This window comes from Bradyrhizobium retamae, assembly GCF_001440415.1.
Taxonomy (GTDB): domain Bacteria; phylum Pseudomonadota; class Alphaproteobacteria; order Rhizobiales; family Xanthobacteraceae; genus Bradyrhizobium; species Bradyrhizobium retamae.
In genome coordinates, this window is sequence record NZ_LLYA01000068.1 from 121,624 (window position 1) to 137,058 (window position 15,435).

13 protein-coding genes are annotated in these 15,435 nt (G+C 64.7%); 8 read left to right on the plus strand and 5 right to left on the minus strand.

Features of this window, described 5'->3' with window-relative positions:
- Positions 1-8: 8 nt before the first annotated feature.
- Both CQ13_RS09425 and CQ13_RS09420 read right to left on the minus strand, forming a co-directional pair.
- Positions 9-1,229 (minus strand): COG4223 family protein, encoded by a 1,221-nt coding sequence (locus CQ13_RS09425; RefSeq protein ID WP_057842697.1) that lies wholly within the window; start codon positions 1,227-1,229, stop codon positions 9-11.
- Positions 1,230-1,340: 111 nt separating this feature from the next.
- Positions 1,341-2,096 carry a uroporphyrinogen-III synthase gene (locus tag CQ13_RS09420; protein ID WP_057842696.1) on the minus strand — a complete coding sequence of 252 codons (756 nt, stop codon included), beginning with the start codon at positions 2,094-2,096 and terminating at the stop codon, positions 1,341-1,343.
- Positions 2,097-2,228: 132 nt separating this feature from the next.
- On the opposite strand from CQ13_RS09420, the gene tsaD reads away from it, so the two are divergent.
- The 3 genes from tsaD to CQ13_RS09405 are packed head-to-tail and all read left to right on the plus strand — an operon-like array spanning position 2,229 to position 4,700.
- The gene (tsaD, locus tag CQ13_RS09415) at positions 2,229-3,302 is read left to right on the plus strand and encodes a tRNA (adenosine(37)-N6)-threonylcarbamoyltransferase complex transferase subunit TsaD (protein WP_057842741.1); all 1,074 of its coding nucleotides are present in this window, start codon (positions 2,229-2,231) and stop codon (positions 3,300-3,302) included.
- A gap of 1 nt (position 3,303) precedes the next feature.
- Positions 3,304-4,284, plus strand: a complete 981-nt coding sequence (locus tag CQ13_RS09410) for an NAD(P)H-dependent glycerol-3-phosphate dehydrogenase (RefSeq protein ID WP_057842695.1) — start codon at positions 3,304-3,306, stop codon at positions 4,282-4,284.
- Positions 4,285-4,286: 2 nt separating this feature from the next.
- The gene (locus tag CQ13_RS09405; protein WP_057842740.1) at positions 4,287-4,700 is read left to right on the plus strand and encodes an EVE domain-containing protein; all 414 of its coding nucleotides are present in this window, start codon (positions 4,287-4,289) and stop codon (positions 4,698-4,700) included.
- A 106-nt stretch (positions 4,701-4,806) separates the two neighbouring features.
- On the opposite strand, the gene CQ13_RS09400 is transcribed toward CQ13_RS09405, so the two are convergent.
- Complete coding sequence (locus tag CQ13_RS09400) at positions 4,807-5,958, minus strand: DNA topoisomerase IB (protein WP_057842694.1); 1,152 nt, start codon at positions 5,956-5,958, stop codon at positions 4,807-4,809.
- A 370-nt stretch (positions 5,959-6,328) separates the two neighbouring features.
- Here CQ13_RS09400 and acs point away from each other — a divergent pair, with 370 nt between their 5' ends.
- Both acs and CQ13_RS09390 read left to right on the plus strand, forming a co-directional pair.
- Positions 6,329-8,281, plus strand: coding sequence for an acetate--CoA ligase (gene acs / locus CQ13_RS09395; protein ID WP_057842693.1), 1,953 nt, complete (start codon positions 6,329-6,331; stop codon positions 8,279-8,281).
- Between the two features lie 323 nt (positions 8,282-8,604).
- Positions 8,605-9,117, plus strand: coding sequence for a L,D-transpeptidase (locus CQ13_RS09390; RefSeq protein WP_057842692.1), 513 nt, complete (start codon positions 8,605-8,607; stop codon positions 9,115-9,117).
- Between the two features lie 48 nt (positions 9,118-9,165).
- Here CQ13_RS09390 and CQ13_RS09385 read toward each other — a convergent pair whose 3' ends face one another.
- Together CQ13_RS09385 and CQ13_RS09380 are read right to left on the minus strand one after the other, a co-directional pair.
- Positions 9,166-9,765, minus strand: coding sequence for a thermonuclease family protein (locus CQ13_RS09385; RefSeq protein WP_197427293.1), 600 nt, complete (start codon positions 9,763-9,765; stop codon positions 9,166-9,168).
- Between the two features lie 48 nt (positions 9,766-9,813).
- A complete protein-coding gene (locus CQ13_RS09380; RefSeq protein ID WP_057842690.1) occupies positions 9,814-10,023 on the minus strand; it encodes a DUF1674 domain-containing protein in 210 nt (69 codons plus the stop codon).
- A 159-nt stretch (positions 10,024-10,182) separates the two neighbouring features.
- Here CQ13_RS09380 and CQ13_RS09375 point away from each other — a divergent pair, with 159 nt between their 5' ends.
- The 3 genes from CQ13_RS09375 to purH all read left to right on the plus strand — a co-directional run bounded on the left by CQ13_RS09375 (position 10,183) and on the right by purH (position 15,109).
- Positions 10,183-11,532 (plus strand): RsmB/NOP family class I SAM-dependent RNA methyltransferase, encoded by a 1,350-nt coding sequence (locus CQ13_RS09375; protein ID WP_057842739.1) that lies wholly within the window; start codon positions 10,183-10,185, stop codon positions 11,530-11,532.
- Between the two features lie 163 nt (positions 11,533-11,695).
- Complete coding sequence (locus CQ13_RS09370) at positions 11,696-13,411, plus strand: heparinase II/III family protein (protein ID WP_057842689.1); 1,716 nt, start codon at positions 11,696-11,698, stop codon at positions 13,409-13,411.
- A gap of 105 nt (positions 13,412-13,516) precedes the next feature.
- Positions 13,517-15,109, plus strand: coding sequence for a bifunctional phosphoribosylaminoimidazolecarboxamide formyltransferase/IMP cyclohydrolase (purH, locus tag CQ13_RS09365; protein WP_057842688.1), 1,593 nt, complete (start codon positions 13,517-13,519; stop codon positions 15,107-15,109).
- Positions 15,110-15,435: the final 326 nt, after the last annotated feature.

Here is a 15,435-nt window from a genome sequence, read left to right on the forward strand (position 1 = left end):
TGAAATCCTTATTGCGCCGGTTTGGCGAGCACAGCCATGGCCTCAGTCGCAAATTGACGGGATGCGGCCAGCGCGGCGTCGCGCGCATCGGCCGCCTCAAGCCATGATTGCGCCGCGGCGCGATCGGCCGGCTCCAGTGTCTTCAATTCCCGCCGCGCCTCGTTGAAATCATTGCGCAGCGCAGCCGCCGTGATCCGCGCCACCACGGCGCCGCGGTCCGTGCCGGCGGTATCGGTGCGTTCGATCTTGACCAGTTTGGCAGCGCCCGCCTGCAGACGGTCGAAGATGCCGGTGCCGGTGGTGTCGGCGCTCTGTTGGGCCGGCAACAGCTTTGGCACCAGCGCCAACAGTTCCGTGCTCAGCTTGCCGGCGTTCGGCACGCCCTTCTCCGCAAATTCATCGAGCGGCTTCAGCGCTTCGGGATTTGGTGCCAGCGCCTTGGCTGCGGCGAGCGCCGTCGGATAGGGATCGCCGATTCTGACCAGCACATCGAGCAGTGCTGCCGATACCACACGGCGCAGCGGCATATCATCCGCAGGTTTGGCTTCGGCTGTCGTGTCGGCAAGCTTGCTGCCTTGCTGCGCGATCTCGGCGCTCTGCGCCCGCATCTGGCTCTCGACCTTAGCGATGCGTTCCGCGAAAGCGGCGAGATCAGGCGACGCGGTGCCGTCGCCACGCGGCGTCGACTTCACCTCGTTGATGGCAGATGCCAGCTTCTCGCCTTGCGCGCGCGCCGTGGCGAGCTCCCCGCGCAGCGTCGCGACCGATTTTTCAAGTGCGTCAGTGCGCGCGGCCGCGGCCGGATCGGCCACGGGTTTGCCCACCTTGGATTCGAGGCCGGCGATTTGCGCGGTCAAACCGTCGATGGCGGCGGCGTTGAGCTGCGCGGTCTGCGATACGGAGGCCGGCTGAATCGCGGGCCAGCCCAGCATCCAGCCGACGCCGATCACCAGCGCCGCCGCGACCGCGCCGGAAACCGGCGCGACGATCCAAGGCGACACGGGCCGGGACCGCGGCTCCGCAATCCGTGACTCCTCAACTGGAGCCTCCTCAACCGGCGCTTGGGCGATCTCGGGCGCGGGTTCAGCCTCAGGCTCGGATGGCGCCTCGCCAGAACTCTTGGTCTCGCTCGACACTTCAGAGGCATCGAGATCGATGGTCGGCGGCTCACGCTTCGGCCGACCCGATTCGGGCAACGATCCAGTGTCTTCGGGCCTGTTGTCGACCATCACAGCGGTTCCCTTAAGGTGGTTAGATGCCGGAACTTAGCAGAATCGAGACGTCTTAGAGCATGATCCGGCCGTGGCGGCACCGGTTTTCCGATAAGACCATGCTCAGACTTAAAGATTAGGACCCGATCGAGCCTGCAACGCCCGGTCCAGCGCCTCGAACAGGGCGTTTTCATCCGGTGAAACCGCCGTCGTGACCTGGGTCGCGCCGGCGTCCCGCAACACCGCGGCGACGCCTGCCGAAATGCAACACTGCGGCAGCGCCAATGCCGAGATTTCGACGCCGCCGAAGCGCGCCGCCTCCAGAAACGCACGCGCGCTGCGCCGCGAGTAATGCAGCACGGCCTCGACCTCATGCGCCACGAAAGCGTCACATATTTCCCGCGGCAGGTTGGGCACGGGCACCATCCGGTACGTGGTATGCGTCACCACCGTAAAACCCTTCTCGCCGAGTTCACCGGCGAGGTCGCGCGCGAGATCGGCGCCGGCAAGGTACAGGATCGGGCTCGCCTTCTTCAGTTGCTTCGATTTCGCGTTCGCCAGCACCAGATCGCGCAACGCGCCGGCGTCGCCCTTGGAGGCGATCACGTCGCCAAACCCCGCATCGCGGGCCGCCGCTGCGGTATTTTCTCCGACCGCGAACAGTGGCAGGTTGAGAAGCTGGCCGTCGGCAAGATGGGGCGAGATGGCGCGCAGCGCGTTGGCGCTGGTGACGATAACGGCGCCATAGGTCGCGTCCGCATCGTCCTGGAACGGCACCGGCTCGAACCGCAGCATCGGCGCGCGCAGCACGTCGAACCCCCGCGCGCGGAGGGCCTTCGCCGTCATCTCATCATCCGGACTTGGTCGCGTCACGAGAACGGCCATATTTCAGATCTCCGCCAAACCGGTTTCGGTACGCGCAGGCGATTGCACGTTGTGACCTCGTAATGCTACCCGGTTACGGAAGCGTTGTTTTTGGCGATAGCGCAAGGGTTCAAATTGGACAACGACAAGCCGATGCTGGTGTTGGGTATCGAGACCACCTGCGATGAAACCGCAGCCGCCGTGGTCGAGCGCCAGCGCGACGGCAGCGGAAAGATTTTGTCCAATATCGTGCGCTCGCAGACCTCGGAACACGCCCGTTTCGGCGGCGTGGTGCCGGAGATCGCGGCGCGCGCCCATGTCGACCTGCTCGACGGCATCGTCGGCCAGGCCATGAAGGACGCCAATGTGGGCTTCGCGCAATTGTCGGCGGTGGCGGCCGCCGCGGGTCCCGGCCTGATCGGCGGCGTGATTGTCGGCCTCACCACCGCCAAGGCCATTGCGATGGTGCATGACACGCCGCTGATCGCGGTCAATCATCTCGAAGCGCACGCGCTGACGCCGCGGCTCACTTGCGCGCTCGCCTTTCCCTATTGCCTGTTTCTCGCCTCCGGCGGTCACACCCAGATCGTCGCCGTGGTCGGCGTCGGCAAATATGTGCGGCTCGGCACCACCGTCGACGACGCGATGGGGGAAGCCTTCGACAAGGTCGCAAAGATGTTGTCGCTGCCCTATCCGGGCGGCCCTGAGGTCGAGCGCGCGGCGGGAAGTGGCGACGCCAAACGTTTCGCCTTTCCGCGGCCGATGCTCGGCCGGCAGGATGCGAATTTCTCGCTGTCGGGATTGAAGACGGCGGTTCGTAATGAGGCCAACCGCCTGGCGCCGCTGGAGCCGCAGGATGTCAGCGACCTCTGCGCCAGTTTTCAGGCCGCGGTGCTGGAATCGACCGCAGATCGGCTGAGCGTCGGCTTGCGATTGTTTCACGAGCAATTCGGCCCGCCCCGCGCGTTGGTCGCCGCCGGTGGCGTCGCCGCCAATCATGCTATTCGCGGGGCGCTGCAGGATGTCGCCTCGAAGGCGCAGACCACGCTGATCATTCCGCCGCCTGCGCTCTGCACCGATAACGGCGCCATGATCGCCTGGGCCGGCGCGGAGCGGATGGCGCTGGGATTGACCGATACGATGGATGCGCCGCCGCGCGCGCGCTGGCTGCTCGACGCCAACGCAACCGCGCCGGCCGGCTTCGCCAACACCCGCGCTGGATTCTGACATGACGTCCTTCAAATCCGTCGCGGTGATCGGCGGTGGCGCCTATGGCACCGCGCTCGCCTGCGCCGCGGTGCGCGCCGGCCGCAAAGTCGTGCTCTATGCGCGAAGCGCCGAAAGCGCCGCGCAGATGCAGACGACGCGAAACAATCCAAAACTACCCGGCGTGAGCCTCGACAGCAGTATCGGCGTCACGGCCGACATCGCTGCCGCGGCACGCACGGACATCGTCCTGCTTGCGACGCCTGCGCAAAGTTTGCGCGAAGCCGCGGCGACGCTAGCGCCGCACCTCAAGCCAAAGACACCCGTCGTCGCCTGTGCCAAGGGCATCGAGCGCGGCACCCACCGCTTCATGACCGAGATCATTGCCGAGACCATACCGGAAGCAATCCCGGCGATCCTGTCGGGACCGAACTTCGCCGACGACGTCGCGCGAGGCCTTCCGACCGCCGTGACGCTTGCGGCAAGGGACGAAAAGCTGGCGAGCCGTCTGGTGCAGGCGCTGGGCTCATCAACCTTCCGGCCCTATCACACCACGGATGTTCGCGGCGTCGAGATCGGCGGCGCGGCCAAGAACGTGCTGGCGATCGCAGCCGGGATCGTCGTCGGCCGTCAGCTCGGTGCCTCGGCGCTGGCCGCACTGACCACGCGCGGCTTCAGCGAACTCGCTCGCCTCGGCCGCGCCTGCGGCGCGCGCAGCGAAACGCTGGCGGGCCTGTCGGGTCTCGGCGATCTGATCCTGAGCTGCTCCAGTCCGCAGTCCCGCAATTTGGCATTTGGCATAGCGCTTGGGCGCGGCGAGCCGCCGAACCGTGACAAACTCGCCGAAGGTGAGTTCACCGCGCCGGTCTTGATCGAGCTGGCGGCTTCGCAAAACGTCGATATGCCGGTATCAAATGCGGTCGCGGCGATCCTCGGCGGCAAGGCGACGATCGACGCAGCGATCGAAGGCCTGCTGACGCGGCCGTTCAAGGCGGAGGAATGACGATGGCGTACTGGCTGGTGAAATCTGAACCGTCGGCCTGGTCATGGGACCAGCAGGTCGCAAAGGGAGCAAAAGGCGAAGCCTGGACTGGCGTGCGCAATTTCACCGCGCGGCAGAATCTGGTGAACATGAAGAAGGGCGACAAAGCCTTCTTCTATCATTCCAACGAGGGCAAGGAGATCGTCGGCATCGCGGAAGTCATCAAGGAAGCCTATCCCGATCCGACCGACAAGACCGGCAAATTCGTCTGCGTCGACATCAAGGCCGACAAGCCGTTGAAGACGCCGGTGACGATGGCCGCGATCAAGGCTGACAAGAAGCTCGCCGACATGGCGCTGGTGAAATATTCGCGGCTGTCGGTGCAGCCGGTCACGGCGGAAGAGTGGAAGCTGGTCTGCAAGATGGGCGGGCTGTAGCGCGCGCCATTGGTAGGGTGGGCAAAGCGCAGCGTGCCCACCATTCAAGAACACAGCTCGTGGAAAGACGGTGGGCACGCTTCGCTTTGCCCACAAGAGCTACGGTTTACGCGGCCGCCGCCGCGGTCACCACCTGCGCCAGCAGGGCCTCGCGTTTCGCCTGCGTGCGGTAGCCTTTCATCGTCGCGGCAAAGCGCTCGAGGATGCCGTCTTCGAACGCGGTGACGATGGTGTCGTGGACGTAGCTCTTGCGGCAGATCGCCGGCGTGTTCGAGAGTTCGTCGGCCGCCGCGCGCACCGCTTCGAGCACCTGCTTCTTGCGGCCGCGGGCGCTCGCCGCCGGTGAAATTCGCGACAATGATTCCAGCACCACGGCCGATGCCATCAGCGTGCGGAAATCCTTCAGCGAAATCTTGATGCCGGCGATCTCGCGCAGGAACCCGTTCACGGCCGTGGTCGAGGCTGCGCGCACGACGCCAGACCTGTCGCGGTACTGGAACATGCGCTTGCCCGGCACGGTGCGCAGGATGCCGATGGCGCGCACCAGCTTGGCGGCGTCGCATTCCTTGCGCACGGCCTTGCCGCCCTTGGCCTTGAAAGTCAGGACGAGGCAATCGTCTTCCAGCGTGACGTTCGATTTCAGCAGCGTGGTGGCGCCGCGGGTGCCGTTGAGACGAGCATATGACTCGTTGCCGGGACGGATCGCGGTACGCGCGATCAACTCGATCACGGCCGAGAGCGCAAACTCCCGCGTCGGCTCCTCGCCCGACAGATACGCAGAGACCTTCCGCCGGATCTTGGGCAGCGCCGCGACCAGTTTGGCGAGGCGATGCGCCTTGCGGTGCTCGCGGACCTTTTCCCAATCGGCGTGGTAGCGGTATTGCAACCGGCCAGCGGCATCAAAGCCGACCGCCTGCAGATGCGAATTCGGATCGGCCGAATAGCGAACGTCGCGATAGGCCGGCGGCACCGCCATCGAATGCAGGCGCCGGATCGTTCCGGCGTGACGGATCTGCGTGCCATTGGCGCGAATGAATGAATAGCTTTTTCCGCGCTTGATGCGGCGGATGGTCAGGCCGTTTTGATCGCCGAGTTTGAGGCCAAGTTCTTCTGCCAGCGCTTCGACGGTGATAATGCGCGGCTTTGCCGCGGACGATTTGGCAGGTTCCTTCGGCAGTTGCCCGAGCGCTTCGGCCAATGCGACGGCAGGATCGGCGGAAACGGGCCGCGTAGCCTCGAAATTCTGCTGATCCATCATGTCCGTTGTCGCCTTGCTCCGCCTGTTTCGCCGGTAATGCCGTTTGTTATGGCTTGTTCCGGGAGGCCTCCGGCCCCGGGGAGGCCATTTAGGAGGTAACGAACCAGTTTGCGAGTCCCGAATCCGTCATTGACGGTTATTAGATACCAATATTGGGAGCCATTCGGCCGATAACGTTGATTTGCCCTGAGCGGGACCCGCGAAAAATACTCAGACTTTGATCCGCGACAAGGCCGGGAACCGGCTGGCCGACCAAGGTCGCAGACGTTCCGCCTTGTCCGGGCATCGTCCCGCGACGCATAATCGCTGCAACAATCAGGGACGATTTGTGGCCGCCGAGCATCCGGCCGCAATGAGTGGGAGGATAAAGATGTCCGAGAAGATTTACGACGTATCCGCCGATTGGGCCAAACGTGCCTACGTCGATGACGCCAAGTACCGCGAAATGTACGCCCGCTCGGTCTCGGACCCCAATGGTTTCTGGGCCGAACAGGCCAAGCGCATCGACTGGATCAAGCCCTTCCACAAGGTCGAAAACGTCTCCTACGCCCCCGGCAACATCTCGATCAAATGGTTCGAGGATGGCGTTCTGAACGCCGCCTGGAACTGCATCGACCGGCATCTCGACAAGCGCGGCAACCAGACCGCCATCATCTGGGAGGGCGACGATCCCTCGCAGTCCAAGCACATCACCTATCGCCAGTTGCACGACGAAGTCTGCAAGATGGCCAACATCCTGCGCACGCGAAACGTCAAGAAGGGCGACCGCGTCACGATCTATCTGCCGATGATCCCGGAAGCCGCCTACGCGATGTTGGCCTGCGCGCGCATCGGCGCCATTCATTCCGTGGTGTTCGCCGGCTTCTCACCGGATAGCCTCGCCCAACGCATCACCGATTGCCGGTCCAAGGTCGTCATCACCGCAGACGAGGGACTGCGCGGCGGCAAGAAGGTGCCGCTGAAAGCAAATGTCGACGCGGCGATCGAGAAAGCGGGTGGCGTCGATTGGGTTGTCGTCGTGAAGCGCACCGGCGCACCGGTCGACATGAATCCGACGCGCGATTTCTGGTACCACGAAGTGGCCAAGCTGGTAACGACGGAATGCCCGGTCGAGCACATGCACGCGGAAGACCCGCTGTTCATCCTCTATACATCGGGCTCTACCGGTCAGCCCAAGGGCGTGCTGCACACCACCGGCGGCTATCTCGTGTTCGCGGCGATGACGCATCAATACGTGTTCGACTATCACGACGGCGACATCTACTGGTGTACCGCCGACGTCGGCTGGGTTACCGGCCACAGCTACATTCTCTATGGGCCGCTGGCGAACGGCGCCACCACGCTGATGTTCGAGGGCGTGCCGAACTATCCGGACAATTCGCGCTTCTGGAACGTCATCGACAAGCACAACGTCAATATCTTCTACACCGCGCCGACCGCGATCCGCGCGCTGATGCAAAGCGGCGACGAGCCGGTGAAGAAGACCTCGCGCAAGAGCCTGCGCCTGCTCGGCTCGGTCGGCGAGCCGATCAATCCGGAAGCATGGGAATGGTATCACCGCGTGGTTGGTGACGGCCGCTGCCCGATTGTCGACACCTGGTGGCAGACCGAGACCGGCGGCATCCTGATCACGCCACTGCCGGGCGCGACAAAACTCAAGCCGGGTTCGGCGACGCGGCCGTTCTTCGGCGTGGTGCCGGAGATCGTCGACGCCGACGGCAAAGTGCTGGAGGGCGAATGCACCGGCAATCTCTGCCTCGCCAAATCCTGGCCGGGGCAGATGCGCACGGTCTATGGCGACCACGCGCGGTTCGAGCAGACCTATTTCACAACCTACAAGGGCAAGTATTTCACCGGCGACGGCTGCCGCCGAGATGCCGACGGCTATTACTGGATCACCGGCCGCGTCGACGACGTCATCAACGTCTCGGGCCACCGCATGGGTACCGCCGAAGTCGAGAGCTCGCTGGTGGCGCATGCCAAGGTGTCGGAAGCGGCCGTGGTCGGCTATCCCCACGATATCAAGGGCCAGGGCATCTACGCCTATGTGACGTTGATGGCCGGTACCGAGCCGACCGAGGAGCTGCGGAAAGAGCTGGTCGCCTGGGTGCGCAAGGACATCGGCCCGATCGCGTCCCCCGACCAGATCCAGTTCGCGCCGGGCCTGCCGAAAACCCGCTCCGGCAAGATCATGCGCCGCATCCTGCGCAAGATCGCCGAGGATGAACCCTCCAGCCTCGGCGACACCTCGACGCTCGCCGACCCCGCCGTGGTCGACGACCTCGTGAAGAACCGGCAGAACAAGAAGGGCGCACCGGCGTAGCACGCCGCTGAAGCAAGCATCTCGTCCCGGACCCGGGACGAGGCAATGCCGAGTTTTGCGGCAATCCCATCGCCCACGCGTTTGTCAGTGGCGAGCCCGCCTCACTGGGCTTTTCGCCGCTGCGTGTTGTTTTACGGTCATTTACTTTGATTCGAACATTCCCTTGGTTCCCCCATCGAAAACAATCTCGAAGGCTGGCGTTGAAACCAGCCGGTCAGTTCGCGCGACTAAACTGAAAACGCGTGGACGAGACAGCAGGCCGTCAAGGCTTGAAAGGACATTTGAGGGCCCCCGAGAGGGGCGGGCAAAGGCGGAGCTGGGGAATGTCGAAGTGGATTGCGGTGGCGTTGGCCGCCACCTTGGCTGCGGGCACTATGATGTCGTCGCAGGCACAAGCGAGGCCGGAACTGGTCGATGTCAGCGGCGAGTACGCGCCGGGCACGATCGTGGTGAAGACCGGCGAGCGACGTCTCTATCTCATTCTCGAGTCCGGCCGCGCCATGCGCTATCCGGTCGGCGTCGGCAAGGCCGGCAAGCAATGGTTGGGCACCACAAAGATCGACGGCAAGTATCTCAACCCGGCCTGGTCGCCGCCGAGCGAAGTCAGGCGCGACAAGCCCTATATGCCCGACGTGATTCCCGGCGGCTCGCCGCGCAACCCGATGGGCGTCGCGGCGATGACGCTGGCCGGCGGCGAGTATGCCATTCACGGCACCAACGTGCCGGGCTCGGTCGGCGGCTTCGTGTCCTACGGTTGTATCCGCATGCTCAACGACGACATCTCCGATCTCTATCAACGCGTGCCGGTCGGAACGACGGTGACCGTCATGCACTGATCTTCGGATTGAATTGAACGCAAAGGCCGCCGCGATCGCGCGGCCTTTTCATTTCGGCAGTGCCTGGCCCGCGTTCGCGCACCATCCGTTGCGATGACCGCCGCCATAGCCGCGTGCATGACCTGCCGCGAGCATGGCGGTCGAAATATTCCCGGTGCGCCGGGTCGCGGCCTCCGCCACGACCCGGCCGCTATATTTGTCCGGTCCAATGTTGAAGATCGTGACGCCGCCTTCGCCGAGCAGCGCGCGCAGCGCACCGGTCGCCGCCTCCGCCATCTGCAATTCACCAGGGCACGATGCCTTCAATTCGGGCGCGTCGATCCCGCGCAGGCGTACGCGCGTGGTCGGCTCAACGCCGGGCGACAAATACACCCGCGCCTCAAACGTGTCGCCATCGATGGTCCGAATGACATCGACGGGATGGCGCATGTCAGGACTTCCAGAGTGCTTCCAGACCATCTCGGCATCGCGCGCCGCCTGGCTGTCGGCAAAGTCAGGCAACGACCGGCGTAGCCAATCCCGCACCGGCAGCGTCGTCGCCGCCGCCACGCAAAACACGAACATCCACGGCAAGGCCGCCGCAAACCAGCGGCGCCGCGGACCCCGGCGCGAGGTCCGGTAAGCATTTATCTTCTCGTATGGAGGCATGTTCCCGACTAAGAGCTGAGTCGGGTCGTCCGGCAAGAGCCGGTGCGGTCAAAAATCCGAAGCGATCCCTTTGCGCTCCCAATCGCCGTAGCGGGTCGGTTCCGGGCCCTTCGGGCCCTGGAATTCCTTCTGCTGCGGCATGGCGCAGGCGTCAGTGGCCTTGCGGCGCGCTTCGGCCTCGGCAAGCGCGCGCTCGGCTGCGGGCGTCAGCTTCTTGCGTTCCGCAACCGGCGCGGGGGATGAAGAATTGTCGGTCATCGCAGCTCTCCCATAGCACGGGATGAGCGCACAGATGACATCACAATCGGGAAATTGTCTGTGGCGATTCTTACATTTGGCATATTCGCATGCCAAATGAGCGTTTCATTTCATTGGCATGAGCCGAAACCTTTCCGCCTTCCGAGATATTCCTGCTTCATGCCCTCTTCAAGATTCGCAGTACCTTCAGAAGTGCCCGGCCTCGCGGCGCGGCGGATCGCAGCTGATATTCTCGACGGCGTGCTGCACAAGCATCGCACCCTCGACGACCAGCTCGACGGCGCAGGCGCCCATCCCGGACTGAAGGCGCTCGCCGATCGCGATCGCGCGCTGATGCGGCGGCTGGTGGCGACGATCCTGCGGCGGCTCGGCACGCTCGGCCATTTGCTGTCGCGCCTGCTCGATCGCGGCATTCCGACGGATGCGCCGCGGGCACAGAGCGCGCTTCTGATCGGCGCGGCGCAGATTCTCTGGATGGACGTGCCGGATCACGCCGCCGTCGATCTTTCGGTGCGGCTGGTGCAATCGGACCGCCGCGCCGCAAAGTATGCCGGCCTCGTCAATGCCGTGCTGCGCCGCTGCGCCCGCGAGGGACAGCCACTGATCGAGGAAGTCAAGTCGCAGACGCTTGATGTCCCGCCGTGGCTGTTGACGCGCTGGATCGGCGCCTATGGCGAGACCACCGCGTGCGAGATGGCGCGCGCCATCGGCCACGAGCCGTCCCTCGACATCACCGTGAAGACGGACGCGGCGCAATGGGCGAGCCGCCTGCATGGCGAAGCCTTGCCGACCGGAACCGTGCGTACGCTGCTGCAGGGTTCGGTGACCATGCTGCCCGGTTTCTCCGAGGGACAGTGGTGGGTGCAGGACGCCGCCGCCGCGCTGCCGGCGCGATTGTTCGGCGATTGCGCCGGCAAGAGCATCGTCGATCTCTGCGCCGCGCCCGGCGGCAAGACCGCGCAGCTCGCGCACGCCGGCGCGCGCGTCACCGCGGTCGATCGCTCGCCGGCGCGCATGGCGCGGCTGCGCGACAATCTGGCCCGGCTTTCGCTACAGGCCGATGACATCGTGACCGATGCGGCCGAATGGCAAGGCAGCGGCAATGGAGGTTACGACGGCGTGCTGGTGGATGCACCCTGCACCTCCACCGGCACCATCCGCCGACACCCCGATGTCGCCTGGCTGCGTCAGGAAGCCGACATTGCGGCGCTGTCCGCGCTACAGAAACGGTTGCTGCAAAAGGCGGTCGCCCTGCTCAAGCCGGGCGGAACGCTGGTCTATTGTACCTGCTCGCTGGAGCCCGAGGAAGGCGAACAGGCGGTCGCGTCCCTGCTCGCTGCCGAACCGGGCATGCGCCGTGTCCCGGTCGAGGTGGACGAGGTCGCAGGCCTCAGCGAAATCGTGACCGCAAGCGGCGATTTACGCACCCTTCCCTGCCATTTGCCCCATGACGACCCCCGGCTCGGCGGGCTGGATGGATTTTACGCGGCGCGGCTGGTTAAAACCTGATTTTAGACCGGAATCACCCTGCCTTCGGGGTGATTCGTCGATTTTCAAGATGGTGTCTTACCGGCGTTTCCGGATTAAAAGGATTCGCCAGAATACCCCTCCCCTCCTTAAGCCAAGGCACGGCGTGTCGGTCGCTCAACGCAGACGCATCTCGACGCTTATCATGAGCCGCTCGGCGCGGACCGTGATCGCCCGCGCGACCGGCGTCACGGTGGCGGTATCGCGGCTGTGGCCGGGCCGCGCCGACCGGCTGATCATCGCTCCGCACGATCTGCGCACCGCCGACGCCACCCGCGCCGCGGAAATCTATGCCGGCCGCTTCGTGTTCGCCGGCAAAATCGTCACCTGCCATGGCCGCTCGATATTCGATCTCGAGCCGCCGTCGGAAGATTGGGAAGTCGCGCTGCTCGGCTTCGGCTGGCTGCGGCACCTGCGCGCCGCCGACACCGCGCTGACCCGCGCCAATGCCCGCTCGCTGGTCGACGACTGGATCTCGAATCCGGCGCGCAAGCGGCCGCTCGAACGCCGCCCCGACGTGCTGGCGCGCCGCGTGATCTCGCTGTTGTCGCAGGCGCCGCTGGTGCTCGGCGACACCGACGGAAAATTCTATCGCAAATATCTGCGCGGGCTGACCCGCGAAATTCGATATCTTCGCTACACGATGCTCGACATCGCCGACGGCGTGCCGCGGCTGCAGGTCCTGATCGCGCTGTGCTACGCCTCGCTGTGCCTGGCCAATCAGGCGCGACACATCCGCTCCGCGACGCGACGGCTTTCCGACGAATTGCAGCGCCAGATCCAGCCCGACGGCGGGCATATTTCGCGCAACCCCGGCGCGCTGGTCGAACTGCTCAGCGACCTCCTGCCCCTGCGCCAGACCTTTGCCGCCCGCAACATCGCGCCGCCGCCCGCGCTGTTGAATGCGATCGACCGCATGATGCCGATGCTGCGCTTCTTCCGTCATGGCGATGGCAGCTTCGCGCTGTTCAACGGCATGAGCAACGCCCCCTCGGACCTGGTGGCGACGCTGCTCGCCTATGACGACACGCACGGCGTGCCGATGGCGAACATGCCGCATACCGGCTTCCAGCGCCTCGACGCCGGCACGACGACCGTCATCATCGATAGCGGCCCGCCGCCGCCGCCGAATGTCAGCCAGGAAGCGCACGCCGGGTGTCTCTCGTTCGAACTGTCTTCGGGGTCGAGCCGGATCGTGGTCAATTGCGGGATGCCCTCGACCGGCAGGGATAATTGGCGCACCTTTGCCCGCAGCACCGCGGCGCATTCGACCCTGACCTATCACGAGGCGTCCTCATGCCAGTTCGTCGAATTGTCGGCGATGAAACGCCTGCTGCAGGGCGCGCCGGTCGTCAGCGGTCCGGTCAACGTGGAAAGCTACCGCGAGACGGTGGGCGACGGCGATCTCCTGACCACCTCGCATGACGGCTATCTCGCACGCTTCGGCGTCGTGCATCGCCGGGTGCTGATGATCTCCCATGACGGCGCAAGGCTCGACGGCGAGGACACCGTGTCGCCGGCGCCGGGGACGCGCATCAAGGGCGCGGAGACCGATTTTGCGCTGCGGTTTCATCTTCATCCCGCGGTGAAGGCTAGCCGCCTCAGCGATGCGCGCGGCGTCATGCTGGTATTGCCCAACCGCGACGTCTGGACCTTCGAGGCGCTCGACGACAAGGTCGATCTCGAAGATAGCGTGTTTCTGGCCGGCAATGACGGCCCGCGCCGCACCGCCCAGATCGTGATCCGCCAGGATTCCCGCCACGCCTCCTCGATCCGCTGGAGCTTTGTCCGCTCAAGCACGTCGGCAAGCGCCACCAACGCCCGGCGCACTGCGCGGCGCGAGCCGGAATTGCCGCTCTGAGCCCTTCCCGGCCAGATTTCCACACCCGGATTTGGCGCCTTCTGGCGGTTTCATGACCGGCCAATCCATGCTACCGGGCTGGCCTTAACAGCCAGGAATCCAGCCATGACCGACCATCCGCGCCGCGTGACCCGCGCCCTGTTGTCCGTTTCCGACAAGACCGGCCTGATCGAATTTGCCCAGGCGTTGGCAGGACATGGCGTCGAGCTGGTCTCGACCGGCGGCACGGCGAAGGCGATCGCCGCCGCGGGGTTGAAGGTCAGGGATGTCTCCGAACTCACCGGCTTCCCTGAAATGATGGACGGCCGGGTCAAGACGCTGCATCCGAAGGTGCATGGCGGCCTGCTCGCGATCCGCGACAACAAGGAGCACGCCGACGCCATGAAGGCGCACGGCATCGCGCCGATCGATCTGCTCGTCGTCAACCTCTACCCGTTCGAGGCGACCGTCGACAAAGGCGCTGCTTACGAAGACTGCATCGAGAATATCGATATCGGCGGGCCCGCGATGATCCGGGCGGCGGCAAAGAATCACGACGACGTCGCCGTCGTCGTCGAGGCGCAGGACTATCAGGCCGTGCTCGACGAACTCGCCGCCAACAAGGGCGCAACGACGCTCGCGTTGCGCCGCCGCCTCGCCGCAAAAGCCTATGCGCGCACCGCCGCCTACGACGCCGCGATCTCGAACTGGTTTGCTACGCAGCTCAAGGACAACGCGCCGGATTTCCGCGCCTTTGGCGGCCGGTTGATTCAGTCCTTGCGCTATGGCGAGAATCCGCACCAGACCGCGGCGTTTTATGCGACACCCGACAAGCGGCCCGGCGTCTCCACCGCGCGCCAGTTGCAGGGCAAGGAACTGTCCTACAACAACATCAACGATACCGACGCAGCTTACGAATGCGTCGGTGAATTCGATCCGAAGCGCACGGCCGCCTGCGTTATCGTGAAACATGCAAACCCCTGCGGCGTTGCGGAGGGTCCTGATCTCGTCACCGCCTATCGCCGCGCGCTCGCCTGCGACTCGACGTCGGCCTATGGCGGCATCATCGCAGTCAACCGCACGCTGGATGCGGAGGCCGCACGCGCCATCATCGGCATTTTCACCGAAGTGATCATCGCCCCCGACGCCACCGAAGAGGCGATCTCGATCATCGGCAGCAGGCGTAATTTGCGCCTGTTGCTCGCGGGCGGCCTGCCCGACCCGCGCAGGGTCGGCCTGACCGCCAAGACGGTTGCCGGCGGCTTGCTGGTGCAGAGCCGCGACAATGCGGTGGTTGAGGACATGGACATCAAAGTCGCAACCAAGCGCGCGCCGACCGACGCCGAACTGCGCGATCTCAAATTCGCCTTCCGCGTCGCCAAGCACGTCAAGTCGAACACCATCATCTACGCCAAGGATCTCGCCACTGTGGGCATCGGCGCCGGCCAGATGAGCCGGGTCGATTCGGCGCGTATTGCCGCCCGCAAGGCACAGGATGCTGCGGCCGAAATGAAGCTCGCTGAACCGCTGACCAAAGGCTCCGTCGTCGCATCCGATGCGTTCTTCCCCTTCGCCGACGGCATGCTGGCCTGCATCGAAGCCGGCGCAACGGCGGTAATCCAGCCCGGCGGTTCGATGCGCGATGAAGAAGTAATAAAGGCCGCCGACGACCACGGCATCGCCATGGTGTTCACCGGCGTCAGGCATTTCAGGCACTGATGCGCGTCGTCCCTGCCTCCGTGCGCAATCGCACACTCGGCGCAGGGACCCATAACCACAGGTTTGCGTTGTTGACGGAGGCCGTCTACCCACGCCGCGGCGTATGGGTCCCGGATCGCGCTCGCGTTGCTCGCTTGCCCAGGACGACGAACTGATTTGCCGCGCACGCAAGCGCAATCATGCCGCAATCATGCAACGACCTGGGACAAGATAAGCCGAGGGGCAAACCACTTCTGATTTTCAGAAATCGTGTCAAGCTTGGGAATCAAAGATATTCCGCTTTCGTTCTCACCCAAATCAGTCGCATAACTCCGCCCGTCTCACGG

Excerpts from the sequence above, each read along its gene's own strand:
- CQ13_RS09420 (WP_057842696.1), bottom strand. The coding sequence starts at position 2,096 with ATGGCCGTTCTCGTGACGCGACCAAGTCCGGATGATGAGATGACGGCG.
- CQ13_RS09380 (WP_057842690.1), bottom strand. The coding sequence starts at position 10,023 with ATGACCGACAATTCTTCATCCCCCGCGCCGGTTGCGGAACGCAAGAAG.
- purH (WP_057842688.1), top strand. The coding sequence starts at position 13,517 with ATGACCGACCATCCGCGCCGCGTGACCCGCGCCCTGTTGTCCGTTTCC.
- CQ13_RS09400 (WP_057842694.1), bottom strand. The coding sequence starts at position 5,958 with ATGATGGATCAGCAGAATTTCGAGGCTACGCGGCCCGTTTCCGCCGAT.
- CQ13_RS09390 (WP_057842692.1), top strand. The coding sequence starts at position 8,605 with ATGTCGAAGTGGATTGCGGTGGCGTTGGCCGCCACCTTGGCTGCGGGC.
- CQ13_RS09375 (WP_057842739.1), top strand. The coding sequence starts at position 10,183 with ATGCCCTCTTCAAGATTCGCAGTACCTTCAGAAGTGCCCGGCCTCGCG.
- acs (WP_057842693.1), top strand. The coding sequence starts at position 6,329 with ATGTCCGAGAAGATTTACGACGTATCCGCCGATTGGGCCAAACGTGCC.
- CQ13_RS09410 (WP_057842695.1), top strand. The coding sequence starts at position 3,304 with ATGACGTCCTTCAAATCCGTCGCGGTGATCGGCGGTGGCGCCTATGGC.
- CQ13_RS09370 (WP_057842689.1), top strand. The coding sequence starts at position 11,696 with ATGAGCCGCTCGGCGCGGACCGTGATCGCCCGCGCGACCGGCGTCACG.
- tsaD (WP_057842741.1), top strand. The coding sequence starts at position 2,229 with ATGCTGGTGTTGGGTATCGAGACCACCTGCGATGAAACCGCAGCCGCC.
- CQ13_RS09425 (WP_057842697.1), bottom strand. The coding sequence starts at position 1,229 with ATGGTCGACAACAGGCCCGAAGACACTGGATCGTTGCCCGAATCGGGT.
- CQ13_RS09405 (WP_057842740.1), top strand. The coding sequence starts at position 4,287 with ATGGCGTACTGGCTGGTGAAATCTGAACCGTCGGCCTGGTCATGGGAC.
- CQ13_RS09385 (WP_197427293.1), bottom strand. The coding sequence starts at position 9,765 with ATGCCTCCATACGAGAAGATAAATGCTTACCGGACCTCGCGCCGGGGT.